Here is a 25924-nt window from a genome sequence, read left to right as displayed (position 1 = left end):
GTATTCAACGGAAATTCAATAGCAGCACCACAAATACCAAGTACCAATCCAGCAGCGAATGTTCCTGGAGGATTGGCTGGAGGATATTGGGGTACTGCAATACCTGGACCATTTACAGGTGATACAGCAACTGGATGTTTGACATTTAGATTTAGAAGTGACGGTTCAGTGAACAATCCAGGATGGGTTGCCAACGTTACGTGTGCACCACCACCAACATGTCCAAGACCTACAGCAGTGACTGTAACAGCAGTTACACAAACTAGTGCACTTGTTGGATGGACCGAAATGGGAACAGCAACACAATGGGAAGTATTGGTATTACCAGCAGGTTCACCAGTACCAACGTCTACTACAACAGGATTTGTTACTGCTAATACCAATCCATTTCCAATATCAGGATTGGCATCAGGAACACAATTTGTAGTATATGTAAGATCACATTGTAGTGATACAGATATTAGTTTATGGTCTAACCCAGGAACAATTTTTGCAACTTTAATTACAAATGACGAATGTGCTAATGCCATTACCGTTCCAGTAAATCCAGACACTTCTTGTGCACAAACAGTTGGAGGTACCGTAATTGGAGCTACGGCTTCTACTCAACCTAATACTTGTGGTGGTACAGATGATGATGATGTATGGTTTCAATTTACAGCGACTGAAAATTCTCACTATATAAGTTTACAAAATGCAGCAGGAAGTACCACTGATTTATATCATGTACTTTACTCTGGAACTTGTGGTAATCTTACTCAAATTTATTGTAGTGATGCCGATGTGAGTACTGCAAATGCATTAGTACCGGGTCAAACATATTATATTAGAGTATATACATTTACAGCAACACCTAATCAAACTACAACATTTACAGTTTGTGTAGGAACTCCAGTACAATGTGTTGATTCTCTACCATTTTGCGGAGCTACAGGATTACAATATCCTAGTACTGTTGGTTCACCTAGTTTAGGTCAAATTGGATGTTTATTTACAACTCCTAATCCAGCATTCTTTTATTTACAAGTTGAAAATTCTGGACCATTAAACTTCCAAATTGCTCAAACCAATACTGCTGGTGCTGGAATAGATGTAGACTTTATAGCTTACGGTCCGTTTACATCAGTAGCTAATGCATGTGGAAATTTAAATGCTGGAACAACAGTTGCATGTAGTTATTCAGCTGCTGCAATTGAAAACTTTACAATTCCAAATGCTATCAACGGTCAGATTTATGTTGTTATGATTACCAATTTTAATGGTAGTGCAGGAACAGTAACATTCAATCAAACTAATAACACAACAACTGGATCAGGTTCAACCAATTGTGATATAGTTTGTAGTGTTAATTTGGGTCCAGATCAAGTGGTTTGTGATGCAACAACTTATACTATTACATCTACTAATCAAGGAGCAGATAGTTATTCATGGTTTTTTAATGGTAGTACTACTCCTATCCCAGGAGAAACATCATCAACTTTAGTGGTAACACAATCTGGAGACTATAAATGTAAAATTATTTGTGGCCTTAATGATGCGGAAGATACGGTTAACATTAACTTTACTTCAATAACCGCTCAGGAATTACCAGACGTAAACTCTTGTGATAACTACGTACTTCCTTCACTTAATGCTAATAATAGCTACTATACTGGACCAGGTGGTACTGGAAATGTATTGAATGCTGGTGATATTATTACCACTACTCAAGAAATTTATGTATATGCTCAAACAACAACAACTCCAAGTTGTACGGATGAAACATCATTTATTGTAACAATAACTACAACTCCAACTCCAGATGCACCAACGGATGTTACTGTTTGCGATAGCTATATTTTACCAGCTTTAACTAATGGAAACTATTTTACAGGGTCTAATGGTACTGGTCAGCAATTAAATGCTGGTGATGCAATAAATACAACTCAAATCTTGTATGTGTACCAGCAAACCGCTACTACACCTAATTGTTTTGCACAAAATAGTTTTACGGTTACTGTAAATTCAATTACAGCACAAACATTAAATAATGTAACTGCATGTGATTCGTATACACTTCAACCTTTAAATGCAAATAACAGCTATTATACAGGTACAGGAGGAACAGGAACGTTACTAACGGCTGGAACAGTTATTAGTACATCACAAACAATTTTTATCTATGCGCAATCTACTACAACACCAGTTTGTACAGATGAAACTTCGTTTGTTGTTACGATAAATACAACACCAAGTTTAAGCGCTATTGCTAATGTAGATGCGTGTGATAGTTATGTTCTTCCAGCTTTAACGTTGGGTAATTACTTCACACAACCAGGTGGATTGGGAACACAATTAGCATTTAACTCTACTGTTCAAACAAGTCAGACAATTTACGTTTATACTTCTGTAGGTACAGCACCTAATGTTTGTTTTGACGAAGTATCATTTAATGTAAATATCATTAATTCTCCTGAATTCGAAATTAACGGCGGATGTGAAGGAACAATTTATGTTTTAGAAGCATTACCATTAAATAATTCATATAATCCAGATACGGCTAGCTTTAGCTGGACTGATGAAAATGGTATAATCTTAGGAAATTCATCGAGTATAAATGTTTCTCAAAACGGAAACTATACTTGTACAATTACTACAAATAATGGTACTACTTGCTCAACATCTGTAACATTTAATGCAAACGAAACGACTTGTACAATTCAAAAAGGTATCTCACCAAATGGTGATGGTTTAAATGATGCTTTTGAACTGACTGGTTTAGGTGTTAAAGAGTTAGGAATATATAACAGATATGGTGCCAAAGTTTATTCAAAAACTAATTACACCAATCAATGGGTAGGTCAATCAGACAATGGTAATGATCTTCCTGATGGTACATATTATTTTGTAATTGACAGAATACAAGGTGAAAGCAAATCTGGTTGGATTTATATCAACAGAGAAAATTAATATAAAACATCTTAAATAGAAAAAGAGACTGAAATTCAGTCTCTTTTTTTTGTTTATAACTAATGGAAAAAATGCTGTTCTAAATACAATTTAATCCTAAATCATAATGAAAATCACAATTGGTATAACTGTTAATTAATTTTCTTAACTGCTAACTGATTAGTATTTTCAATTTGCCAATATATACCAGTAATACATACCTCTTCACCAACCTTAAAAGTTCTATACTGCTTCTGATTTAATAAACTAGCATGACTTATAGTTGCATAATATATCTCTTCCTTTAAAGTTAAAATTTTAGCAGTATAACCATCTTTACCATATTCAATCGAACCAACTTTTCCTTTTACAGTTTTAGACACTTCAGGAATTGGAGTTTTAGAATGAATAGCTGTCTTTTTAATTAATTTTACAGCTTCTTCGCTGGTATTAAGATTATCTTCGTTCTTACTCTTTTTATCACAAGACGACAAAATTATACTACTTGAAAAAATAAAAATTGTTGTTATGGCTTTTTTCATAATTACATTTTAAAATTAATCCAAACCATTTTTATCAATTAAATAAATTAATGAAGTCATCGCTGCTGCTCCAAGTTCTAACTCTCTTTTGTTTACAGCATCAAACGTATCATTAGCGGCATGATGATAATCGAAATAACGTTGGGAATCTGGTTGCAAACCGACTTTAACAATGTGCTTTGATCTTAATGGACCAATATCTACTCCTGAGTGACCTTTTACAAATTTATGAATCAAATAAGGTTCAAATAGCGTGGACCAATTTGAAATTTTTGCAAAATTGGCTTCGTCAGCATCAATTGAAAAACCTCTAGGAGAAAATCCACCTGAATCGCTTTCTAAGGCAAAAATATGGTTTTCATTATTTTTTGCCGACAACTCTTCATATTTTAATCCGCCACGAACACCATTTTCCTCATTCATAAATAAAACAGCACGTATGGTATTTTTGGGCTTATAATTTAAACTTTTTAATGTTTGTAGAACCTGCATACTTTGCACACAACCAGCTCCATCATCGTGCGAACCGTCACCTAAATCCCACGAATCTAAATGCCCTCCTACAATAATAATATTTTCAGGATTATCAATTCCCTTAATTTCTCCAACTACGTTATACGACAATACATCGTCCAATATTTGACAAGATTGCTTAAAAAATAATTTTGAATTTGGATTTTTCTTTAGTAAATCACTTAATTTATCAGCACCAATTGTACTAATGGCAGCAGCAGGAATTTTTTGATTTGGTGCAATATCTCCATAATTAGTTGCTCCAGTGTGAGGAAAATCATCTAGTCTTAAATTCATAGAACGAACAATTACACCCAAAGCACCTAATTTTCCAGCTTCTCTTGCGCCAGAAGAACGTTGGTCAACACAGCCACTATATGCTTTAAAAGTCTCAATAAATTCGGGATTCATCGGACGATTAAAAAATACTATCTTTCCTTTTACTTGCTCCGCTCCTAACCTTTTCAACTCATCCAACGATTCAACTTGTATAATTGAAGCTGAAATTCCAGATTTATTTGTAGCAACTGAACCTCCAAGAGCACAAATTGAAAATGAAATTTTTTTATTTTCTACTGCTAAATAGGCAACTTCTTTTTCACCTCGAACCCATTTTGGCACCATGACCTCTTGTAGGTATACGCGATCTAATCCTAACTTTTCAAATTCACTTTTAGCATAAACAATCGCTTTTTCTGCTCCAATAGAACCCGATAATCTTGAACCTACCGTATTTGATAAATAATCCAACCAAGGATAGCACGAAGCTTGAGTTAATGAATGTTTATAAATACTTTTTAGCATTTCCTCTTCAGAAGTTTGCGCCGATAATAAAATAGGCTGAAACAAAATTAAAAACAAAAGTTTTTTCATAAATAAAAATTTTAGAATTCAAAATTAAGATAGTTGCTAGAGTAAATCTAAAAATAAATGACAAAATATTTTTTTTTATAAATTAAAAACATTTACTTTGTGTTTCAAAGTACTTTATATGGAGACAAAAGATTATCTAAAAGACATACAAGATATCAAATCGATGATGGCCAATTCGTCGCAATTTATTTCTTTAAGCGGTTTATCTGGAATACTTGCCGGACTTTATGCATTGATAGCCTCTTTTTTTGCCAACGAATTATTATCCAATTCGACAGGAACAAATTATAAAATTTCAAGAAGTTCCTATACTCCTACCGAATCAGAACTGATAATTAAGCTTTTTTTGATAGCAATTGCAGTTATTGTTCTCTCTCTCCTAACAGGTTTAGCGTTGAGCAATTCAAAAGCAAAAAAGCAAGGAGAAAAATTATGGAATGTATCTTCTAAAAAATTAATCTTCAATTTTAGTCTTCCATTAGTAACAGGAGGTATCTTTGCAATAATTTTAATTCTGAAACAAAATTATTTATATATTGCTCCAATTACACTTATTTTTTATGGATTAGGATGTGTTAGTGCTAGCAACAATACATTTAGAGACGTTCGATATCTAGGAATAACATTAATAATCTTAGGATTATGCTCGACTTATTTTACTGGATTTGGATTATTATTTTGGACTCTTGGATTCGGAATATGTCATATCTTGTACGGAAGTGTAATGTATTTTAAATACGATAGAAATTAAGTTATAATATCGTCAATAACAAAGAATGATTAGTTAAAAAATGATTAAAAGGTATTCTAAATTTTATATCTAAAAATAAGACGTATGAAAATAAAAAAACTAGCGCTATTACTTTTAATCTGTTTTGCAACATTTACAATTTCATTTGTATTAATTTCAAATGCAAAAGTAACTTCGCCTTTATCTATTTTTAAAGAAAAATCAAGTTTTAGAGATGGTGACATCATATTTCAAAGTTCTCAATCAGAACAATGCGAAGCAGTACGAATTGCAACTAATTCTAAATACTCACATTGTGGTATAATTTTTAAGGAAAATGGACAAACCTATGTCTATGAAGCCATACAACCAGTTAAGAAAACGCTTTTAAGCAATTGGATTCAGCATGGATTAAATTCTAGTTATGTGGTAGTTAGATTGAAAGATACCACGCTATCAAACCAGCAAAATCTTGCAAAAATGAAAGAATATGGTAAAAAAGAATTTAATAAAGATTACGATATTTATTTTGAATGGTCCGACGATAAAATTTACTGCTCAGAATATGTTTGGAAAATTTATAAATATGGTGCTAACATTGAACTTTGCAAACTAGAAAAGTTAAAATCATTTAATTTAGAAAATCCAAAAGTAAAAGCAATTTTAAAACAACGTTACGGTAACACTATTCCTTTAAATGAAGATGTCGTTGCGCCTTCACAACTTGCTGATTCAGATAAAGTAACAGTTATATTCAACAATTATTAGATTTTGATAAACATCATACAAAATATAAATAAAGCCTTTGATCACCGAATTCGTTTGGGTATAATGTCGATTTTGATGGTGAACGATAGCGCCGATTTCAATACACTAAAAGAACTTCTTGGTGTAACTGATGGAAATCTTGCCAGCCATACCAAAGCTTTAGAATCTGAGAATTACATTCAAATTGAAAAACAGTTTATTGGGAAAAAACCCAATACCAAATACAGCGCAACGCTTGAAGGAAAAAAAGCCTTTGCCGCTCATATTGATGCACTCGAAAAATTAATATCAAAAAGTTAACCTATTTTTTTATCTATTAACTTTGTATTTCAAAGTACTTTTAAAATGAAAAATCTAAATAAAAAATACCTCCTGTTCAGTGTATCGCTTTTACTTATAGAGATTTGCATTGCACTATTTGTTAACGACCAATTTATACGTCCCATTTTTGGAGATTATTTAGCTACAATTTTACTTTTTTGTATGATGGCTAGTTTTCTAAATTATTCGAAAAATAAATTAATTATTGCAGCTCTTCTGATAAGTTACCTAATTGAAGCATTGCAATATTTGAATATTTTAAAAATACTGCACTTAGAAAATAATACAATTCTTAAAATTATCATCGGTCATTCATTTTCTTGGACAGATATACTAGCGTACACAATGGGTGCAATTACTGTACAACTATTACTTAATTATAAAAAAAGATAAATATGAAATATTTTGTTCAAGAAAACTCAATTGTTCGAGAGATATGGAAAAATACAGATACCGTTTTACTAATTTTTGCAGGTTCAGCTGCAGAATTTGCCCTTAATAAAGCAGTCGATTGGCTGTATTTCACAGGAAAAATTCCAAACAATCCCTTAGAACGATTATTTTCAACAGTCGCATTTGCTCAGAAGATCGTTTTTTCAGAAAACGAAACAGCTTTACAAACAATAAATGAAATAAATAAAATTCATCAAAATGTAGAAAAAAGTCGGGGAAAAAGCATACCCGATTGGGCATACCGCGATGTATTATATATGCTAATAGATTATTCTATACGATCGTTCGAATTACTTGAACGAAAACTAAATCAACAAGAAAAAGAAGAGCTATTCGATGTTTTTAAAAGAGTTGGAAATCAAATGCAATTGAAAAATTTACCAAAAAATTATGAAAGTTGGATAATTGATAGAAAAAAACATTTAGAAAATGATATTGAAAAAGGTGCTTATACAATTCATTTGTTTGAACAATATAAAAAACATTTAGGAAGATTTCGATACTACATAGTAATTGAAATTCAGAAAAAGCTAGTCCCTAAACAAGTTTTTCATCATTTATATACAAACAATTATTTTTTAGGAAATCTCTTAATAGGTATGTATAAATTTTCGAAAAAAGTACATCTAAACCTTATTCTAAAAAAGATAATTCTTCCAAAAAAGCACATAACCGAACTTATTGCTATTGGCAAATTTGAGAATTTATAAAACCAATAAATTAAATACCATGAGAGATTTACTAATTGAAAAAATGTATGAATTTACTAAAAAACCCTACCAAAGATTTTTCAAAAAAGGCACGCCTTGGGACATTACACCACAAGAATTAATTCAGTATAATCCAGAAAGTCTAGGTTTTCATTTGGGCTGTTTCTTAATTAAATACAATTTTGAGATGCAACCTAAACTTGAAGATCATGATGTAATTCATGTACTTACTGACACTTCGGTTTTAGTGCTAGATGAAATTGGAATGCAGTTCTTTTTGCTTGGAAACGGAAAGAAAAGTGCTTATTTGTTTATGGTAATAACTACAGGAATACTGTTTTATCCAAATCAAATGAAACTCTTCATAAAAAATTATAATCGTGGAAAATTAGCACATCGATTACATGATTTAGATTTTCAAAAAATGCTGTCAATTCCACTTGAAACTATTCAAAAAACTTTCAATATCAAATAATATGAAACTACTAAATAATTTATTTTATGCTAATAAAACATTCAATGTAACTTTAATTTTTTTCTCATTTTATTGTTTGACTTTACTATTATTTCGAGCAAAAGTTACGAATTCAATTTATCTATTTTTCTTGATTTGGAATTTGTTTCTGGCTATAATTCCTTATGCTATAACGAGTTATTTAACTACACAACAAATCATTTTTAAAAGTAAGTCGATACAATTCATTATGGGTTCTATTTGGTTACTTTTTCTCCCAAATTCATTTTACATTGTTACTGATTTGGTTCATATTGTAAAATCAAATGGAAATTTATTTTATCTCGATTTGATAATCATTTGTTCCTTTGCAACAATCGGATTCTTACTTGGATTGCATTCGTTACTTCAATTTGAAAATCTTATAGAAAATAAAACTTCTCAAATAACAAAATCAATACTCATTCCTATTATTTGCTTGCTTTGTGGCTTTGGAATTTTTCTTGGACGCATTTTAAGGTACAACAGTTGGGATGTAATTCACCATCCATTTGAACTAATGATTGATTTATTTATTTCAGTAATTTCTGCGGAAGCAATTCTTTTTTCTTCACTTTTTGGAACATTCATCTATATTTCTTATTTGCTTAAAAAAAATAAAATTTAATATGAAGTTTATAAAACAACTCCGTCCTATTTCTAGTTCGGTGCAATTCGCAATCAGTACATTTATTATTGGTACGCTACTTTTTCTTTTGTTTTTACTTTTTCCAAAATCAAATGAACTAATTATTGTAGGTTTTTATTTTGTACTAATTGCATTGTTATCAAACGGCTTAGTATTGCTGATGTTGCTTTTTGAACTCCTATTAAATACAAATAATAGAAAGAAAAATAGTATGAAAATCTTGATTTTAGTAGCAAATATTCCGATAGCAACGCTATATTCTATTGTTGTAATTTCTAAAATAACTTCGAGATCACCTTTTTAAAAATAAAAAAAGAGTTCAATAAACTTGAACTCTTATACTTTAACATTCTTACTTTTTTAAATTTGAATATGACTCCAATTTTCTCCAGTTTCAATTCGTCTAATTTGCATAACCGAAACACCAAATTGCTTGGCAATCATTTTTTTTCGAGTCGTTCTGTTTGGATTAGCCAAAAGTTTTTTAATGTGCATAACTTTGGTCGAATCAAGTTTTGATACCGCATTGGCGCCAAATCGACCTTCCACAAATTTCTTTTTCGCTGCAATTACACTTGGACTTACTGCGCTATGAGCAAGCATTTCAGCTCGAGTAGCCCATCTTAGATTTCGTACATCGTCGTTATCTCTAACATAATCTAGGTGAAGTACGAATTTCTGCTCTTCAGATTGTTTTGGCAAAAACTTTTCAGCAACCATTTTATAAACAAACTTATGAAAATATATTACTTTTCCTTCGATGAAAACTCGAAATCTAAAAATTTTATAACCGTCTTGATAACTTCCTTTTAGTAGTCTACCAGATTCAACTGTATCAACAAAACTAACAAGCCTTCCGAAATTAGAAATAGCATACTTTAGCTTGTGATTTTCATGAAAAAAAATTTCACGAAACTCTTCGTTTGGAATCTTCTTGAAATTAATTTGCTCTTGCATTTTTTGTAGGGTTTAGTACAAATATAAGCATTTATAAAAGAAAGCAAGAACTTAATGTTTTTTTAATCAATTTTTAAGAATTGACTAAAAACAAAAACTCCAATCAAACTATGATATTGATTGGAGTTTAAGTAGTATCTATATAAATTATTTAGTTGAATATTAGTGTCCTCCACCAATTTCAATTTCGTTAGCAATACCTTGCTTTTTAAGAATTTCAAATACATACCATCCATAAAATGCAATAAAACCAAAACATAGAACTGGAATAAAATACGAATTATGAATTCCGATAATATCTGATAATTTACCTTGCATTGGAGGAATAATTCCACCACCAAGAATCATCATTACCAAGAAAGCAGAACCTTGCGAAGTATATTTTCCTAATCCTGCAATTGCTAAAGCAAAAATTGACGGCCACATGATGCTTAAAAACAATCCTCCACTCATAAAAGCGAACGTTGCCACTATTCCTGATGTGAAAAGTCCTATTAACATTGCAATCATTCCCATAAGTCCAAATATTAATAATGTTCTTGAAGGATGATCTTTTCCTAAAAAGAAACCAGCAATTTGAAAAATTATTACAAAGGCATATGCATATAATGGTGCAATATTTTGTCCAGATATAGCATTTGCTGTTAATACAACTCCAAATGCAACATAAGGTACTACGATTAGTAATATTTTTTTCAATTGCGATGATGGATTAAAAACAGAAATTGCTCCTGCCCAACGACCTATCATTAAACTACCCCAATACATCGACATGAAAGGTGCCAATGCTGATCCAGTAATTGAACCAAATTCTGGAGTTTCCAAAAGCTCGCCTAAATTACTTCCAATGGTTACTTCAACTCCTACATAGGTAAAAAGTGCTAGCATTCCCAATACCAATTGTGGGTATTTCATTGCACCCCAACCTTCAGCATTTTTTTGTGCCGATTTATTTGCAAAAAGCAATCCAATTACAACGACTAAAAGCGTAGCAACTGTTAGACCTAAACCTAAATAATCTTTTTCTTTATTATCACCCGTAAATCGAGCTATGAACTCAGGATCTTCATATCTTGAAAAGATGTAAGCAAATATTCCAATTAAAATAATCGTAATTGTAATAAGTGTTGCTTGAGCTTTTTTTGCTGATTCAAACGTAGCATCACTTTTACCAGAAGGTAATTTCTTTGAAAAATAAAATAATGCTGCGGCAACTAAAAATAAAGCTCCAACAAACATATACAAAATCTCCATTTTGTCTAACGAATTAGCTTTTTGAGCAAATTCTTTAATATATTCATCATTGACACCAGCAACAACACCAAACAATGCTGCAGAAACAACAATTGGTCCAATGGTAGTTCCTAATGAGTTGATTCCTCCAGCTAAATTCAATCGACTAGATGCAGAATGTGGTTCGCCCAAAGATGCTGCAAAAGGTTGCGCCGATGTTTGTTGTAATGAAAATCCTAATGCCACTACAAACAATGCTCCAAGTATTAAAGCATAACTACCTTGGGTTACTGCAAAAATCATAAAAGCAGCTCCAACAGTACTTATTAGTAATCCGTTTATAATTCCTTTTTTAAATCCCCAATTATTAAGAATATCCTTTTTTAATGAGCTACTTAAAATAAAAAGAAATAATGCACCTATGTAATAAGCGCCATAAAATGCAAAATCGATCAGCTGACTTTGAAATTGGTCTAGTCCAAATTTTGCTTTACAAAAAGGTATAAAAACACCATTTGACGCGCCGATAAATCCCCAAAAGAAAAAAACTGTAATCAGCGTATACAGTGCTGAGTTATTAGTCTTTGTTTGTTCTGAACTCATAATTTGATTGGTTAAAAAGTTAGGTTTGAAATTATTGATAATGAAATAAATTGGTATAAAAATAAACTATTCTTAATATACTGCCTTTATTTTTTGTATAAATATACATTTATAAAAAAATAACTTGCACAATTATTAAAATAGTTATCAACGAAATCGATTTCTTTGCACGATTTTTATGATTTTTTCTAAAAAATACAACGTTTGCGCTTATACAATTATTCTACTTTTATAACCTCGGTTCGTTTACTAATTCCGTTACTATTGAATGCTTCTATTTGAAAATAATAAGCATCTGTTCGATCCATTCCAGAAAAGAAATAGTCGTTTTGACCATATACCATAATACTTCCGTACAATTTATCTGGCGATTTGCCAAAGTAAATTACATAACCATCGGCATCAATATTTTGTTGCCAACGAATCCATGAACTTCTTCTTTCACCATATTTCTTGGCATCAGCTCGTAAAACCATAAAATTTTGAACTTGCTCTGGCGCTTTTCCTTGTCCTTTTCCAAAAACTCTAAAACCGCTTAGCGCAAATTTTCCGGATGGAATTTTGATATTTTCCAGTTTTAAATACCGTGCTTTTGCAGGAGTTTCCAATTCGATATAATCATGCGGAACATCAGTTTTATTATTGCTTTTATCAATTAAAGTCGTCCATTTTTTTCCATCATTGGAAGCCAAAATTTTATACTGATGGAATTTGTCCAATGTTTTTCCCATAAGTTCAACATCTTGATCGGCATAATTAATTTGGATAGCTTTTATTGTAGAAACTTCACCTAAATCGGTTTGATACCACTCGCCTTTTTCACCAGTTTTGGCACTCCAATAGGTTTTCATGTCTTCATCCACTGCAAGATTGGCTTGAAATCCGCCAAGCGTAGAAGAAACTTGTACTGGCTTGTTATAATTTAAAATCATCCAACCCGAGAATAGCCCTTTGATATGGTCGGCATTTTTTTGTGGCAAAAACGAAGGATAATCGCCATAAGCTGTATTGCAATACATTACATCATCTTTGTCAAAACCGGCAGGCCAAATTCCGATACGGCGTTCGAAGTTGTTTTTCTGACCTAAAATTACGGTTGAAACGTGCCACCAATTTCCAAAATTATCTTGATAAGTTGCGCCATGACCTGAACCACGAGCAAATCCACCAGGTTTATATGAAAACGGATTGTGAGGTTGATATTCAAAACCATCTAATGGATTCTTACTTACATAAACACCATCGGCATAACCCGAAAATTCAGTCGCTGGCGCACCGTATTGGAAGTAATATTTGTTGTTGTATTTGGTCATCCATGCGCCTTCCATAAAAGGTTGCAAGAAAGCATTGTCATTGTATTCTCCAAAACGTTCCCAGCCATGATCTTCTGGTTTTAAAGTAATCATAGGTTTTACAAATCCTTCTGATTGTAGTGTTTTGGTATTTATTTCGGTTCCTAAAATTGGATATTCGTTGCTAGAACCCCAATATAAAAACAGTTTATCTTTTTCTTCGTCGTACAAAAAACCTGGATCCCAAGCACCAACTTTAAAATTTTCTACTGCTACTTCCCAATCGTCTTTGGTTCCGTCCTTGGTTTTGTAGAGTGCAAAATTTGGTTCATGTGTAGAACCGATTAAATACATTTCATCTTTCATTACAAATGCTGCAGGTGCGCACAACTCATCGTAGACTTTAGCATCTGGTTTTAAAAATTTTCGCGAAACGAAGTTCCAATTGAGCATGTTATCACTCCACCAATAACCCCATTGGTTGGTAGAAAAAAGAAAGTATTTTCCTTTGAAATTTACGATTACAGGATCAGCAGTGGCGCGGTGTTTTCCTTGTGTAACAAAATTGGGAATTGGGCAATATCCATAGTCGATATTTATGGGATTGCAATACGTTTTCTGTTGGGAATAACTTTCTAATGATAGTATTATGAAAATTGTGAAAAGGAGTTTTTTCATAGTTTTTTTATTTCCTTGTTTTGAAAAGTTTTCGTTTAAAAAAGTCTAAAATTAATTACAATTTATAAAAAACCCTTTAGCCAAAACTAAAGGGTTCCGCTCGAAGTGCATCAACCAATTTAATTAACCAACTCAAATGCTTCTTTATTCTTGGTATCGGAATTGGGTCCGATGAACACCTCAAATGTTCCTAACTCAGCTAAAAACTTTAGCTTTTGATTATAAAATTTTAAATCTTCCTCAGTGATTGTGAACGAAACTGTTTTAGTTTCTCCTTTTTTAATTTCTACTTTTTGGAAACCTTTTAGTTCTTTAACTGGTCTTGTCACTGAACCTACTACGTCTCTTGTGTAGAGTTGAACTACTTCTTTTCCGTCGTAATTTCCAGAGTTTTTTATGTCTACCGAAACGGTGATTTTATCATTTTTAGACATCTTATTAGACGATATCTTAATTTTCGAATAATCGAATTTTGTGTAGCTTAAACCATAACCAAACGGATACAAAGGCTCGATTCTTTCATCAATATAATTGGATCGAAACTTTTCGAATTTACCCTCTTCATTAGAAAGCGGTCTTCCCGTATTTTTGTGGCTATAATAAATAGGAATTTGCCCTACACTTCTAGGCCAAGTTGCTGTTAATTTTCCAGAAGGAACGACGTCGCCAAAAAGCACATCTGAAATAGCTAAACCAGCTTCGCTACCAGGAAACCAAACGTTTAATATAGCTGGTACGGTCGCATTTTCCTCAACTAAAACCAATGGTCTTCCTGTAAATAATACTAAAACTACTGGTTTGCCAGTTTTTAATAATGCTGCTAATAAATCTTTTTGTGCCTGCGGAATCTCAAGATTGGTTCTACTGCTTGATTCTCCGCTCATTTCAGCACCTTCACCAAGAACAGCAAGTATAACATCTGCATTTTTACTTACTTCTAGTGCTTCTTTTATCATTTCATCTTTACTACGTAAATCGCGTTTTATCTCTTTACCAAACATAGTTCCTCGTGCTTCAAATTCGGCATCGTAATCTAAATTACTTCCTTTGGCATAAACAATTTTTGCTTTTTCTCCTGCAGCAACTTTTAATCCTTGTAAGAATGATTTTGATTTATCTTGCTTTGTGGCAACACTCCATGTTCCGCCCATATTTTCACTTGTGTCAGCTAATGGACCAATAACAGCAATAGTACCTGATTTTTTCAAGGGTAAAATTTGATTGTCATTTTTGAGTAACACCATCGATTCAGAAGCTACTTTACGAGCAAAAGTTCTATTTTCTGTGGTAAAAATCTCGGTTTTAGCACGGTTTTCATCACAATTTTTATATGGATTTTCAAATAAACCTAAATCGTATTTAGCCTCGAGCATTCTGTAAACAGCTTTATCAATAGTTTCCATTGAAACCTTTCCTTCTTTTAGTGATTTTTCAGTAGTTGATAAAATTCCATCGGTAACCATATCCATATCAACACCTGCATTTAAGGCCAAAGCAGAAGAGGTTTGCAAGTCACCAACACCATGGTCGGTCATCTCTAAGATTCCAGTAAAATCGGTTACAACGAAACCTTTAAAACCCCAATCATTTCGAAGTAAATCGGTTAAAAGCCATTTATTACCAGTTGCTGGAACACCATCGATTTCGTTGAAAGAAGCCATTACCGAACCTACACCAGCATCAACTGCTGCTTTGTATGGAGGAAGATATTCATTATACATTCTAATTTTACTCATATCGACTGTGTTGTAATCTCTACCAGCTTCTGATGCGCCATAAAGTGCAAAGTGTTTAACACATGCCATCATGGAAGTTGTATTCTTTAGATTTCCGTTTTGGTATCCGTTTACCATTGCTTTAGATATCTGGCTTCCTAAGTAGGCATCTTCTCCTCCACCTTCAGCAATTCTACCCCAACGAGGATCTTTGGCAATATCTACCATTGGTGAAAATGTCCAGTTAATTCCATCAGCAGTTGCTTCAATTGCGGCTACTCTAGCGGTTTTTTCAATCATTGTCATATCCCAAGAAGATGATAAACCTAATGGAATTGGAAATGTAGTTTCGTAGCCGTGAATTACATCCATACCAAAGATTAAAGGAATTTTTAAACGTCCTTTTTCCATAGCCACTTTTTGAACGTCTCTAATTTTGGCAACTGATTTTATATTGAACAACCCGCCTACTTTTCCTTCTTCAATCTTTTTAGCAATATTAGCACTTTTGGCTTGACCTGTTGTAATATCACCAGATGTAGGAAGGTTTAATTGTCCTAATTTTTCGTCAAGAGTCATTTTAGACATTAAATCTTTGATAAAAACATCTTTTGGAGCAATTGGCGTTTTTTTGGATGTTTTTTTCTGTGTATAACCTGTCGTTAAACTTAAAACGGCTAGGAATAAAATTAGTTTGTTTTTCATTATAATGCTTATGATGTAGATTTATTTAATTCTGATAACTATCAGATATTATTTGTGTTGTTCTAATAACCATGTGTAAAAATCAGGATTGGAATAGGTTGAATCCCAACTGTTGTGATTGTCTTTAGAAAAAATTATTAGTTCGGTATTTGGGTTTGTTTTCTTTAGTTCCAAATACATTTCAATTGATTGATTGGGTGTAACAATATCGTCCAAAGCACCATGATAAATTTTAATTGGAATAGTATTAAGTTTCTGGGCTTGAATTTTCATCAATCGATCTGCTGGAGCACAAACTGGAGCAATAGCTGCGAAAAGTTCGGGATGTTCTTCAGAAAGCTTCCAAGTTCCCCAACCGCCCATACTCAAACCTGTCAAATAAATTCGAGAATTATCGATATTATATTTTGATGCGATATCTAAAATTAGATGATACACTGTGTTGGTATCCCACCAAACATTTTCTGGACATTGTGGTGCGAGAATTGCTATTGGTTTTTTAATTAAACTTTTATATGTCAACGGACTATGATTTTTAACCATTTCTAAATCGGTTCCGCGTTCACCAGAACCATGAAGAAAAACTAGTAATGGAAACTTTTCTTTTTGATTGGATGGCAAATCTAGAATATAATTCATCTCCAATTTTGTTTTAACTTCTTTAGAGAAACTTTGTTTAATTTCTTGAGAGAAGCAATTCAATTGAAAACTGAGAATAATTAAAAATGCAATTGTCTTTTTCATATTTCTAACTATTAATTTTAAGAAGTGACATCTGGTATCGCCTTCTATTTAATGGTGTTTGCAAATACAAACTTATGTTGATTGCGATTTCATATGATATTAAAATCCGTGTTGTGCTGATGAGAATCCTAAGTTTTGTAAACCTAATTTGACTTCTGGAGCTTGCATGAATAAGTTCCACAACAGGCCAGTTCTATGATTTTCTATCATTGGCACAATTGTTCCTTGATCGATGGCTAAATATCTCGGAGTAACCCAATTAAATTTCGGTGAAAATGCATCATATGGTCCGGCGACTCCAACATACTGTGCTTTTTTCTCGTCGTATAAATAACGAAGAAATTTCATTGATTCAACTGGCGTATATGGAAAAGAAGATAATGCAGCAGTTGGTGAAATTACACCGGTATCATTATTGGGTTGGTGCGCTGTATAACCGGTCGAGCCATCTGAATTTCTGGTGTAACTTGCCGTTAAACCCCAACACTTTTCGGAATATCCTGGAAAATTTTGTGGATTTGCAATACAATATTTATTCATTATTTTAGAATGATTTTGTGTAAGCGTCCAATAATTTGCATATTGATCTGATAAACCTCTTGGATCTAATCCTAAATAGGAATAATGCGACCAAAACATTGGTCCAACATTTCCAGTTGCACCATTGTAATTTAAAACTACTGGAAGTCCGTATTGTGAACCTCCATTAACAATTGCGCCGCTTCTTGCCCATGCTTGATGATATGCTTGTGCAGAAATTGGATGAGTTGGTGAAGCTGCGGCCAATGTATAGGTAATTAGACATTCGTTATATCCTTCCAATTTGAAATTCATTTGCCATCCAAAATTGGGAGACCAATGCCAATACAATGCATTTTCGCCTTTGGTATACCAATCCCATTCAACACCTTTCCATAAATCGTCTGCTTTTTGAGCCAATGCTTGTTCTTGGGCAGAGCCATTTTTAAAATATTCTCTTAAAGTTAGTAAGCCTTGACAGAGAAATGCGGTTTCCACTAAATCGCCACCATTATCCATAGTTCCAAACGGAATTACATTACCGTTAGTTCCATCCATCCAATGTGGCCAGGCGCCATGAAATCGATCTGCAGTTTCTAAAAAGTTTAATGCCGTTGTAAGTCTGGAAACAGCTTCTGATCGTGGAACAAAACCTCTTTCTACACCTACAATTATCGTCATTAATCCAAATCCTGAACCACCAGTTGTAACAATATTAGCTTCGAAACTAGGATTATCGGTATGATAACGTTCTCGTGCTAATTTAGAGTTAGGTTCGGCATATTCCCAGAAGTATTTTAAGGCATCTTTTTGAGCTAGATTTAGTAGCTGTTCGTCTGATAAGACAATTGGCGGATCTACAGCAGGTGGTGGAGCAACAGTTGATGATTCTTCACTTGAGCTACAACTGAAAAAGGAAATAAAAAGTAATATCAATATTTTATTCATAACAATTTAAATTAAAAGCCTTATCTCAATAAAAAATGAGATAAGGCTTTGATAATTAATAACCTGGATTCTGTACTAATACACCATTACTCAATGAAATTGATTCTGATGGAATTGGGAAAACTTCATTTTTTCCAGCTTGGAAACCAAGTGGTCCTAAAACAGTGGCTGCATTTCCTTGACGAACTAGATCTAAAAATCGATCACTTTCCATAGCAAGTTCTGACCTTCTTTCTTTCCAAATTGCATCTCTTAACTGAGCTTGGCTTAAACCTGATAATGATGGCAATCCAGCTCTGTTGCGCACTCTATTCAAAGAAGTATATGCTTGTGGATTGTTTAATTCGTTGGCTGCTTCAGCATTCATTAATAAAATTTCAGCAAAACGCATCACTCTAATATTTTGTTCTGATCCTTCAGAGCAATTTCCAATTTGACCCGATGGTACATACGACTTTTGATTGTACATTGGATTATCTCCTACAAGAGCAATAAAATCGCCTTCAGGAGTTGTTTCGCCACGATAAATAATAGTAGCATCACGACGTAAATCTCCTGTTTCATAAGAATCTGATAACGCTTGTGTAGGAACATTGAATCCCCATCCGTATTGACCTCTTACTCCTTGTACTTGTGAGAATTGAGAATTTGACAAATCACAATTTCCTGATACAAATGTTGCCTGAACTTCGAAAATAGACTCGACGCTATTCTCATTTGCAATACGAAAAACGCTATTATAATTTGGTAATAAATCGTAACCAGAAGCCATCACTTCGTTGGTTGCAGCCAAAACTTCTGCCCAATTTCCTAAATACATATTTACTTTAGCAATGTATCCATTAGCTGCACCTTTAGTTGCACGACCTATATCAGTCGAACCGTAACTTGCAGGTAAATTCTCTTTTGCAAATTGTAAGTCGGCAAGAATAAAATTGTAAACTTCTTCTTTAGAATTTCTAGGAATATTATAATTATTATCGGCAGGTAGACCATCAAAAATTGGCACTCCTCCAAATGTTCGCACTAAATTAAAATAATGGTGCGCTCTTAAAAATCTAGCTTCTGCTAATAATCTTGTTTTTAAAGCTTCATCCATTGTAATTCCTGGAACATAAGTAATAGTTTGGTTACATAAGTTGATACCATAAAACTGACCTGTCCAATAATCATTAATAATAAATGCTGATGGCGTGTAATTAAAATTATTGATGTCATTAAAAAAAGCTGCATCTCCAGGTGAACTTCCTTTCTCGGCATCATCGCCAGCAATTGATAATATTAGTGGTCCAAAACCAGCTAATCTCCAAAATCTTAAATTAGCATAAATTGCACTTACCGAGGCCACAGCATCTTCCTGAGTTTGGAAGAAATTTTCGGCTTCTGTAACGTTTTCTTTAGTCGTATCTAAAAAATCTTCGTTACATGAACATAAAAGTAGTAGACTACTTACCAATGTTAAAATTATCTTTTTCATTTTATTAAAAGTTTAAATTAATTCCAAAACTATATATAGCAGTTAATGGATAAGCATTATTATCGACACCAAGATTCTCTAATGATTGGCCACCTAATTCTGGTGAAAAACCATTGTATTTAAATGATGTAAATGGATTTTGTGCACTTACATATAATCGTACTTTTTCAATTTTTACACGATCTAAAACTGATTTTGGAATTGAAAATCCTAATGAAAGATTTCTAACTCTAAAATAATCACCTTTTTCTACGTAAAACGAACTTGGTCTTGAAGAGTTTTGATCCGAATTAGCTGCTGGATAAGAATTAGTTGGATTGGTTGGTGTCCAATGATTGTCTACAAAATCTTGATCCCAGTTTTCATTACCAAAACGTGAATTTCTGTTAAAATTATAAATTTCATTACCAGCCACTCCTTGAAATTCGGCTGCAAAATCAACATTTCCGTATCCTAAATTGATTCCGAAACCATAAGTTACATTTGGAATTGGACTCCCTAAAAATGTTTTATCATTATCATCAATCGAACCATTTCCATCTAAATCCTTAAATTTAAATGCACCCACTCTAGAACCTAATGCGGTAGCTTCCTCTTGTGTTTGAATAACACCATCGGTAACAAAACCGTAATAAGCACCAAGCTCTTGACCTACTTCGTATCTTTTAATATTGTTACCGAACAATCCTAAACCAGTATTGAAGAAAGAACCTCCTAATACTTCAGTAATTTGATTATCGATAGTGGTAAAGTTTCCGTAAATTGAATAAGTAAATTTTTCTCCAATTTTGTCACTCCAAGTTGCTGAAAATTCAAAACCTTTATTTACAAAAGAACCTGCATTGGTAAATAATGTTCCGCCTAATCCAGATGTAGGCAAACTTGAGACATTGAAAATTGCATCTTCTGTTTCTTTTTTATAATAACCCGTTTCAATTGATAGTCTATTTTTTAAAGCTCTTAATTCTAAACCAAAGTCAGTACCAGTTACAACCTCCCAATTGATACTTGTATCAATTAATTGTGTTATGGAAGTGGCTGCGCTTAATTGCGATGGATTTCCGAAAAAAGCAGCAGGAAGACCTGCAGCAACAGGATCAAATTGTCTAGTTATGCTTGCATTTCCCAATTCACCCCAACTTGCTTTAAATTTTAAAAAGTCAATTTTTGAATTATTCATAAATGCTTCCTTACTTACAACCCAACCTAAACCAATTGAAGGAAATGTTGCAGTTTTTTGATTACCATCAAAATTGTAAGATGAAACTCCATCACGACGAATTGTCGCATTAACTAAATATTTATCGTCAAAAGCATATTGGACACGTCCAAAATAAGATTGCGTTCTTACTTCATCTCCCATTGGACCATCATTGTTTTCAAATAAATTTACTAATGTACCAGGTGTTCCTAAATTCAAATATAAAGTAGCGTCAGAACCATCAAAAGGAACATCAAGAACTGAAAACGCAGAATTTCTTGTTTTTCTAGTTTGACGACTTGCTCCTCCTAAAAGTACAAATCTATTTTTTCCTATTTCTTTAGTAAAAGTTAATGTATTTTCAAATAATAAATCATCAACTGTCCCATCAAATTTTGAAAATCTACTTGGATTTAATGTAGTACTTCCTAGCGGAGTCAACTCTGGAGTGTACGTATAACTAGAGTTTACTAAGTAATCTCTTGATAAACTTGCTTTATAAGTTAAAGACTTTAAGATATCATATTCAGCAAAACCACTTACTAAAGTTCGTGTACCGTTAGATTTCCCTCTAAATAAATCGAGTGCCATTCTAGGATTGTTATTTCCTGCTGTCCCAAGTGCAGCTCCAGCAGGTGGTGTACCATAACTGCCATCTGCATTGTAAACAGGTATAACAGAAGGCGTAATTCTTGCTAATTGAAACGGATAAGCAGCATCGTTAGAATTGGTTTTCGTATAAGCTAGATTTCCACCGATTCTAAATTTATCAGTAACCTTTAAAACATTGTTTAAACGTACTGTAATTCGCTTAAAATCTTCACCAGAACTTACACCTTTTCCAGCATCTAAAATACCGCCTTGAGTAAAATAACCCAATCCAACGCCATATGTAGATTTTTCTGAAGCACCATTAAAACTAAGATTATGCGAATTGATAACCGATGATTTTCTTAAAATTTCATCCATCCAATTAGTATCAACACCGTTAAATTGTGCTAAAGTAAGTTGGTCTGCTGGATTTGTGTTTCCTTCAAACGCTAATTTTTCATTGTACAATTTAACGTAATCTGCAGCATTGGCATATTCAGGTACATTGGTTGTAACTTGCATTCCAACGCTAGAGTCATAAGAAAATTTAATATTTTCTGCACCTGATTTTTTACCCGCTTTAGTTGTAATCACTATTACACCATTAGCAGCTCTAATACCATAAATAGCAGAACTAGAAGCATCCTTAAGAATACTCATGTTCTGAATATCATTAGGATTTAAATAAGCAATATCTTGAGTTAATACACCATCAACAACATACAGAACATTTCTACCAGAAATACTACCAATACCGCGAATATCAATACTTGGCTGACCACCAGGATTTCCTGCATTGTTTATGGTAACTCCTGCTACTTTACCTTGTAAAGAACTAATCGCACTTGAATTGGGTCTATTAGCTAAATCTTTTTCTGATACGACTGCTATAGCACCCGTAATGTCGGCTTTCTTTTGTGTTCCATACCCTATAACTACTACTTCATTCAGCTGAGTACTTTCGGGTTTTAAATTTACAGTCATGTCTTGCTTAGCAACAACATTTATTGTTGTATATCCTAAAAACGAAAACTGTAATTGGTCGCCAGCATTTGCTTTGATAGCAAAAGTACCATCAATATCTGTTGATACAGCGACTTTAGAGGAAACAACTGAGACATTTACACCAGGTAATGTCTGACCAGTTTCGTCAATAACTTTTCCTTTAATTTCCTGTGCAAAAGAAATTATTGGAAAAATTATTAATAATAATAAAAGAAGATTTTTTTTCATTTGTTATTTGATTAATAAGTTTAATTAGAGTACTAAAGTACAAACTATAACGAAATAGTAAACCAAACAATTAACACAACAATACTACATCAAAAAAAATATTAATTAAATTAAAATATTGATTTACAAATATATAAATCTTAAAATAAATGTAAAAAACACATCTTTTAAAAAGAAAATGATGTAGTTACGATGTAGTAGGAATATGATAATAAAAGTTGTTAAAAATTTAAATTAATGAAAATAATTACTGACTATTTTTCGATTAATTTAATTTAAATATTCATCAAAAATTTTGATAAATTTTCTTCAGGTTTTATGTCCAACTTTTTTCTAAGACGATAGCGGTGTAATTCTACACCTCGATAACTAATATTCATTAATTGTGCAATCTCTTTTGAGGATAAATTCATTTTTAAATAGATGCACAATCGAATATCTTTAGGAGTTAGGCTTGCATATTTTGCTGAAAGAAGTTTAATAAATTCTTCGTTACTTTTAAAAAGATTAATTTCAAATTCTTTCCACTCGTTTTTATTCAAAGAATTTATTTTAATAACCTTACTTATTTGAGATTTTACAGACTGCAAATTGCTTTCCGAATTTAATATGGATTGAATACTTTCAATCATTTCCGATTGTTTTGCAATAGACAAAGACTTCCCAGCAACTTCGGAAGCTTTTGTTTGCACTTGAATTTCTAGAATATGCTTTTCGTATTCTTGCATTTTCAATTTATTCTCAGCAATTAATTCCAATTCAATAATTTCTTTTTGATGCTTTAATTCTTCCTCTTTGAGCTTAATTTTTTCTAAGTATCGAACCTTATTCCATCTATAATACAAGAAAAATACACTAGAAATGAATACTATATACACTAAAATCATCCAAAAAGAAAAATACCAAGACTTGGCAACTTTAAATTCATAATTAGCAATAACAGTATACTTTCCATCTTTATTGTAATAGATTGAAATTTCCTGAATGCCACTATTTAAATTGTTCAAAATTACTTCACCGTTTATAATTGGCAGATAATTTTTACTATCATTTAAAGTATAAAATAAATTCAACTCATTGTACCCATAAAAAGGCGATACAACATTTATTTCAACAGATCTATTAAACTCTATCTTAGTATCTTTAGAAATTAATATACCATTATAAAAACCTTCAATATGAATATCTTTTGTATTAAAAACTGTTTTTTTAGGTTCATATATAAAAAAACCATCATCCAAATTTATTATTAGTTTGCCTTTAGTTTTTATTACTTTCGTGTCTTCATTTATTATTTTTCCGTCGTAATATTTTTTAGGAATCAATTCCCAATTAAAGGCGTCTTTTGCTTGATTTATGATGTAAAAAAGTCCGTTTTTAAGAATTAGAAAACTCGACTCATCTATAGTAATAACATCTGAAATATTTTTGAATACTGCATTAAATTCCGATGCAATTTCGAGTTTATTGCTAATAGAATTGAACTTATACCAGTTGTTATTTACATAAAATAATAATTGATTTTTGTATTCAAACATTTTGACATTATAATCGTTTTTTATACCATTTGAACTTGTAATATTTTCAATATTAAGTACTTTATTTTCAGTACTAAAATCAATTTTATACAAACTTTTATAGTTGTCTACAGCCCAAATTTCATTTTTTTTGATTTGTGCTATATTCTTTATGGGCTTTGTTAATCCATCCACTCTAAAATATTGTTCTAGATTGTCATTCTCATAAATTGTAATTCCAGAATAATTGGATTGAAAATAACGCCCATCATAATTACTTTTTAGCAACTTCCAACCGCCATTAACTGAATTTAATTTGCCATATACATTGTTCTTGAAAAAAAATGTTCCATCATTATGACCTATAACAAACTGGTTATTAACCTTATCTATTTGCCAAACTTGACCTTGTGATCCTTGTACAAAGTCTAATTTCTTATTTTGATAATTGAAAACGCCATGATTGCTTCCTAATAAATACCCTTCATTATTTTCAGCAACAGAATATACCGAACCTAAAATACCCGTGTTGTCAGAAAAAATTCGATAAGGAGAATTGATTTCCACATGACAAATACCGTTATCCATTCCCAACCACAAATCATTTTCTTTATCAAAACTTATATTCAATATCGAATTGTTGCTCAACGAATTACTCCGATTAATATTAATAAAATTTCCTGTTTCGATATTGATTATGTAGATACCTTTAAAAGCAGTTCCAACCGCAACTCGATTATTATCTAGAAATTTAGCTGTATTTATAAGTTCTTTTTTAAAAATTGAATTCAACTCAATATTCTGCCATGGATATATTTTTCCTTTTTCAGCAATATAAACGCCATTTTTTCTTGTGAAAAAATAGGTTTTACCATTACATGAGCCAATGAAATGGACAATGTTGTTTTCGAGAATCTTCCAATTATTGTTTTTGTAGAATTTAGAATTCTTTAAAGTATAAATTCCTTTACTAACTGAGGCAACATAAAGTGAGTCGTCTACAGGAAAGCAGTATGATATTTGAGATGGGACTTTTTGATTAACAATTTTTTTTCCATCGTAAATAAAAATTTCATTGAACGATTGAAAGTAAATTTTACCTTTAAATTTGAATATTTTCCAAATTTCTTCGTTTACTGATTCTCCTTTAAAAAGATTTTTGTTTTTTGAAAGTGAAAAATAGTTCATTACACCTGAAATTCTTTTCCAATATCCTATTTCATTATAAGAACCTGTATATATTCGATCTTTATCAGCAAAAACTGATCTAATTATGGTCTTATTGGGTAAGGTATACTTTTCCCATTTCACACCATTGTAACGCAAAAAAAAATGATTATTAGCAAAATACATTGCATTATCTGTTCCTTGAACAACATCCCAAACTTGATTGTCACCTTTATACTCCGACTTGGAAAAGTTTTCAACAAATGGAAGTAATTCTTGACTGTAAGCGGTAAAACTTACTGTAAAAAAGAAAAAAATATATACGATTGACTTTTTCAAATTAGCTAATTTTTATTCAATCAAA

The 25924-nt window shown here is 32.2% G+C and carries 20 protein-coding genes; 9 read left to right on the top strand and 11 right to left on the bottom strand.

Annotated features, from left to right (window positions below):
* A partial coding sequence (locus ACZ098_RS16775) for a T9SS type B sorting domain-containing protein (protein ID WP_487312921.1) occupies positions 1–2949 on the top strand: 2949 nt, incomplete at its 5' end.
* 131 nt (positions 2950–3080) lie between these two features.
* On the opposite strand, the gene ACZ098_RS16770 is transcribed toward ACZ098_RS16775, so the two are convergent.
* Both ACZ098_RS16770 and ACZ098_RS16765 read right to left on the bottom strand, forming a co-directional pair.
* The gene (locus tag ACZ098_RS16770) at positions 3081–3470 is read right to left on the bottom strand and encodes a hypothetical protein (RefSeq protein WP_487312920.1); all 390 of its coding nucleotides are present in this window, start codon (positions 3468–3470) and stop codon (positions 3081–3083) included.
* 15 nt (positions 3471–3485) lie between these two features.
* Positions 3486–4856, bottom strand: coding sequence for a M28 family peptidase (locus ACZ098_RS16765; protein ID WP_487312919.1), 1371 nt, complete (start codon positions 4854–4856; stop codon positions 3486–3488).
* Between the two features lie 118 nt (positions 4857–4974).
* On the opposite strand from ACZ098_RS16765, the gene ACZ098_RS16760 reads away from it, so the two are divergent.
* The 8 genes from ACZ098_RS16760 (at position 4975) to ACZ098_RS16725 (ending at position 9284) form a co-directional block, all read left to right on the top strand.
* Complete coding sequence (locus tag ACZ098_RS16760) at positions 4975–5607, top strand: hypothetical protein (protein WP_487312918.1); 633 nt, start codon at positions 4975–4977, stop codon at positions 5605–5607.
* Between the two features lie 84 nt (positions 5608–5691).
* A complete protein-coding gene (locus tag ACZ098_RS16755; protein ID WP_487312917.1) occupies positions 5692–6354 on the top strand; it encodes a YiiX family permuted papain-like enzyme in 663 nt (220 codons plus the stop codon).
* A 3-nt stretch (positions 6355–6357) separates the two neighbouring features.
* Positions 6358–6654: a winged helix-turn-helix domain-containing protein gene (locus tag ACZ098_RS16750; protein ID WP_487312916.1), complete on the top strand. Its 297-nt coding sequence runs from the start codon at positions 6358–6360 to the stop codon at positions 6652–6654.
* A 45-nt stretch (positions 6655–6699) separates the two neighbouring features.
* On the top strand, positions 6700–7068 hold the full coding sequence (locus ACZ098_RS16745) for a ribosomal maturation YjgA family protein (protein ID WP_487312915.1): 369 nt from the start codon (positions 6700–6702) through the stop codon (positions 7066–7068).
* Between the two features lie 2 nt (positions 7069–7070).
* Positions 7071–7838, top strand: coding sequence for an oxygenase MpaB family protein (locus ACZ098_RS16740; RefSeq protein WP_487312914.1), 768 nt, complete (start codon positions 7071–7073; stop codon positions 7836–7838).
* A gap of 19 nt (positions 7839–7857) precedes the next feature.
* Positions 7858–8313, top strand: a complete 456-nt coding sequence (locus ACZ098_RS16735; RefSeq protein WP_487312913.1) for a hypothetical protein — start codon at positions 7858–7860, stop codon at positions 8311–8313.
* Between the two features lies 1 nt (position 8314).
* Positions 8315–8959 carry a DUF1361 domain-containing protein gene (locus tag ACZ098_RS16730; protein ID WP_487312912.1) on the top strand — a complete coding sequence of 215 codons (645 nt, stop codon included), beginning with the start codon at positions 8315–8317 and terminating at the stop codon, positions 8957–8959.
* 1 nt (position 8960) lies between these two features.
* The gene (locus tag ACZ098_RS16725; RefSeq protein ID WP_487312911.1) at positions 8961–9284 is read left to right on the top strand and encodes a hypothetical protein; all 324 of its coding nucleotides are present in this window, start codon (positions 8961–8963) and stop codon (positions 9282–9284) included.
* A gap of 56 nt (positions 9285–9340) precedes the next feature.
* Here ACZ098_RS16725 and ACZ098_RS16720 read toward each other — a convergent pair whose 3' ends face one another.
* The 9 genes from ACZ098_RS16720 to ACZ098_RS16680 form a co-directional block, all read right to left on the bottom strand.
* Entirely contained in the window at positions 9341–9937 is a 597-nt protein-coding gene (locus tag ACZ098_RS16720; protein WP_487312910.1) for an NUMOD4 domain-containing protein, read from the bottom strand.
* 162 nt (positions 9938–10099) lie between these two features.
* Entirely contained in the window at positions 10100–11773 is a 1674-nt protein-coding gene (locus tag ACZ098_RS16715; protein ID WP_487312909.1) for an MFS transporter, read from the bottom strand.
* A gap of 218 nt (positions 11774–11991) precedes the next feature.
* On the bottom strand, positions 11992–13743 hold the full coding sequence (locus ACZ098_RS16710) for a discoidin domain-containing protein (RefSeq protein ID WP_487312908.1): 1752 nt from the start codon (positions 13741–13743) through the stop codon (positions 11992–11994).
* Positions 13744–13862: 119 nt separating this feature from the next.
* Positions 13863–16163 carry a beta-glucosidase BglX gene (bglX, locus tag ACZ098_RS16705; protein WP_487312907.1) on the bottom strand — a complete coding sequence of 767 codons (2301 nt, stop codon included), beginning with the start codon at positions 16161–16163 and terminating at the stop codon, positions 13863–13865.
* Between the two features lie 48 nt (positions 16164–16211).
* The gene (locus tag ACZ098_RS16700) at positions 16212–16907 is read right to left on the bottom strand and encodes a carboxylesterase family protein (protein WP_487312906.1); all 696 of its coding nucleotides are present in this window, start codon (positions 16905–16907) and stop codon (positions 16212–16214) included.
* 99 nt (positions 16908–17006) lie between these two features.
* On the bottom strand, positions 17007–18374 hold the full coding sequence (locus ACZ098_RS16695) for a glucoamylase family protein (protein ID WP_487312905.1): 1368 nt from the start codon (positions 18372–18374) through the stop codon (positions 17007–17009).
* A gap of 55 nt (positions 18375–18429) precedes the next feature.
* Entirely contained in the window at positions 18430–19851 is a 1422-nt protein-coding gene (locus tag ACZ098_RS16690; protein ID WP_487312904.1) for a RagB/SusD family nutrient uptake outer membrane protein, read from the bottom strand.
* Positions 19852–19855: 4 nt separating this feature from the next.
* Positions 19856–22876 carry a SusC/RagA family TonB-linked outer membrane protein gene (locus ACZ098_RS16685; protein WP_487312903.1) on the bottom strand — a complete coding sequence of 1007 codons (3021 nt, stop codon included), beginning with the start codon at positions 22874–22876 and terminating at the stop codon, positions 19856–19858.
* A 275-nt stretch (positions 22877–23151) separates the two neighbouring features.
* Positions 23152–25899: a helix-turn-helix and ligand-binding sensor domain-containing protein gene (locus tag ACZ098_RS16680; protein WP_487312902.1), complete on the bottom strand. Its 2748-nt coding sequence runs from the start codon at positions 25897–25899 to the stop codon at positions 23152–23154.
* Positions 25900–25924 lie beyond the last annotated feature (25 nt).

The organism is Flavobacterium sp. SP2, from assembly GCF_057626655.1.
This window is presented reverse-complemented; position numbering and strand designations above follow the sequence as displayed.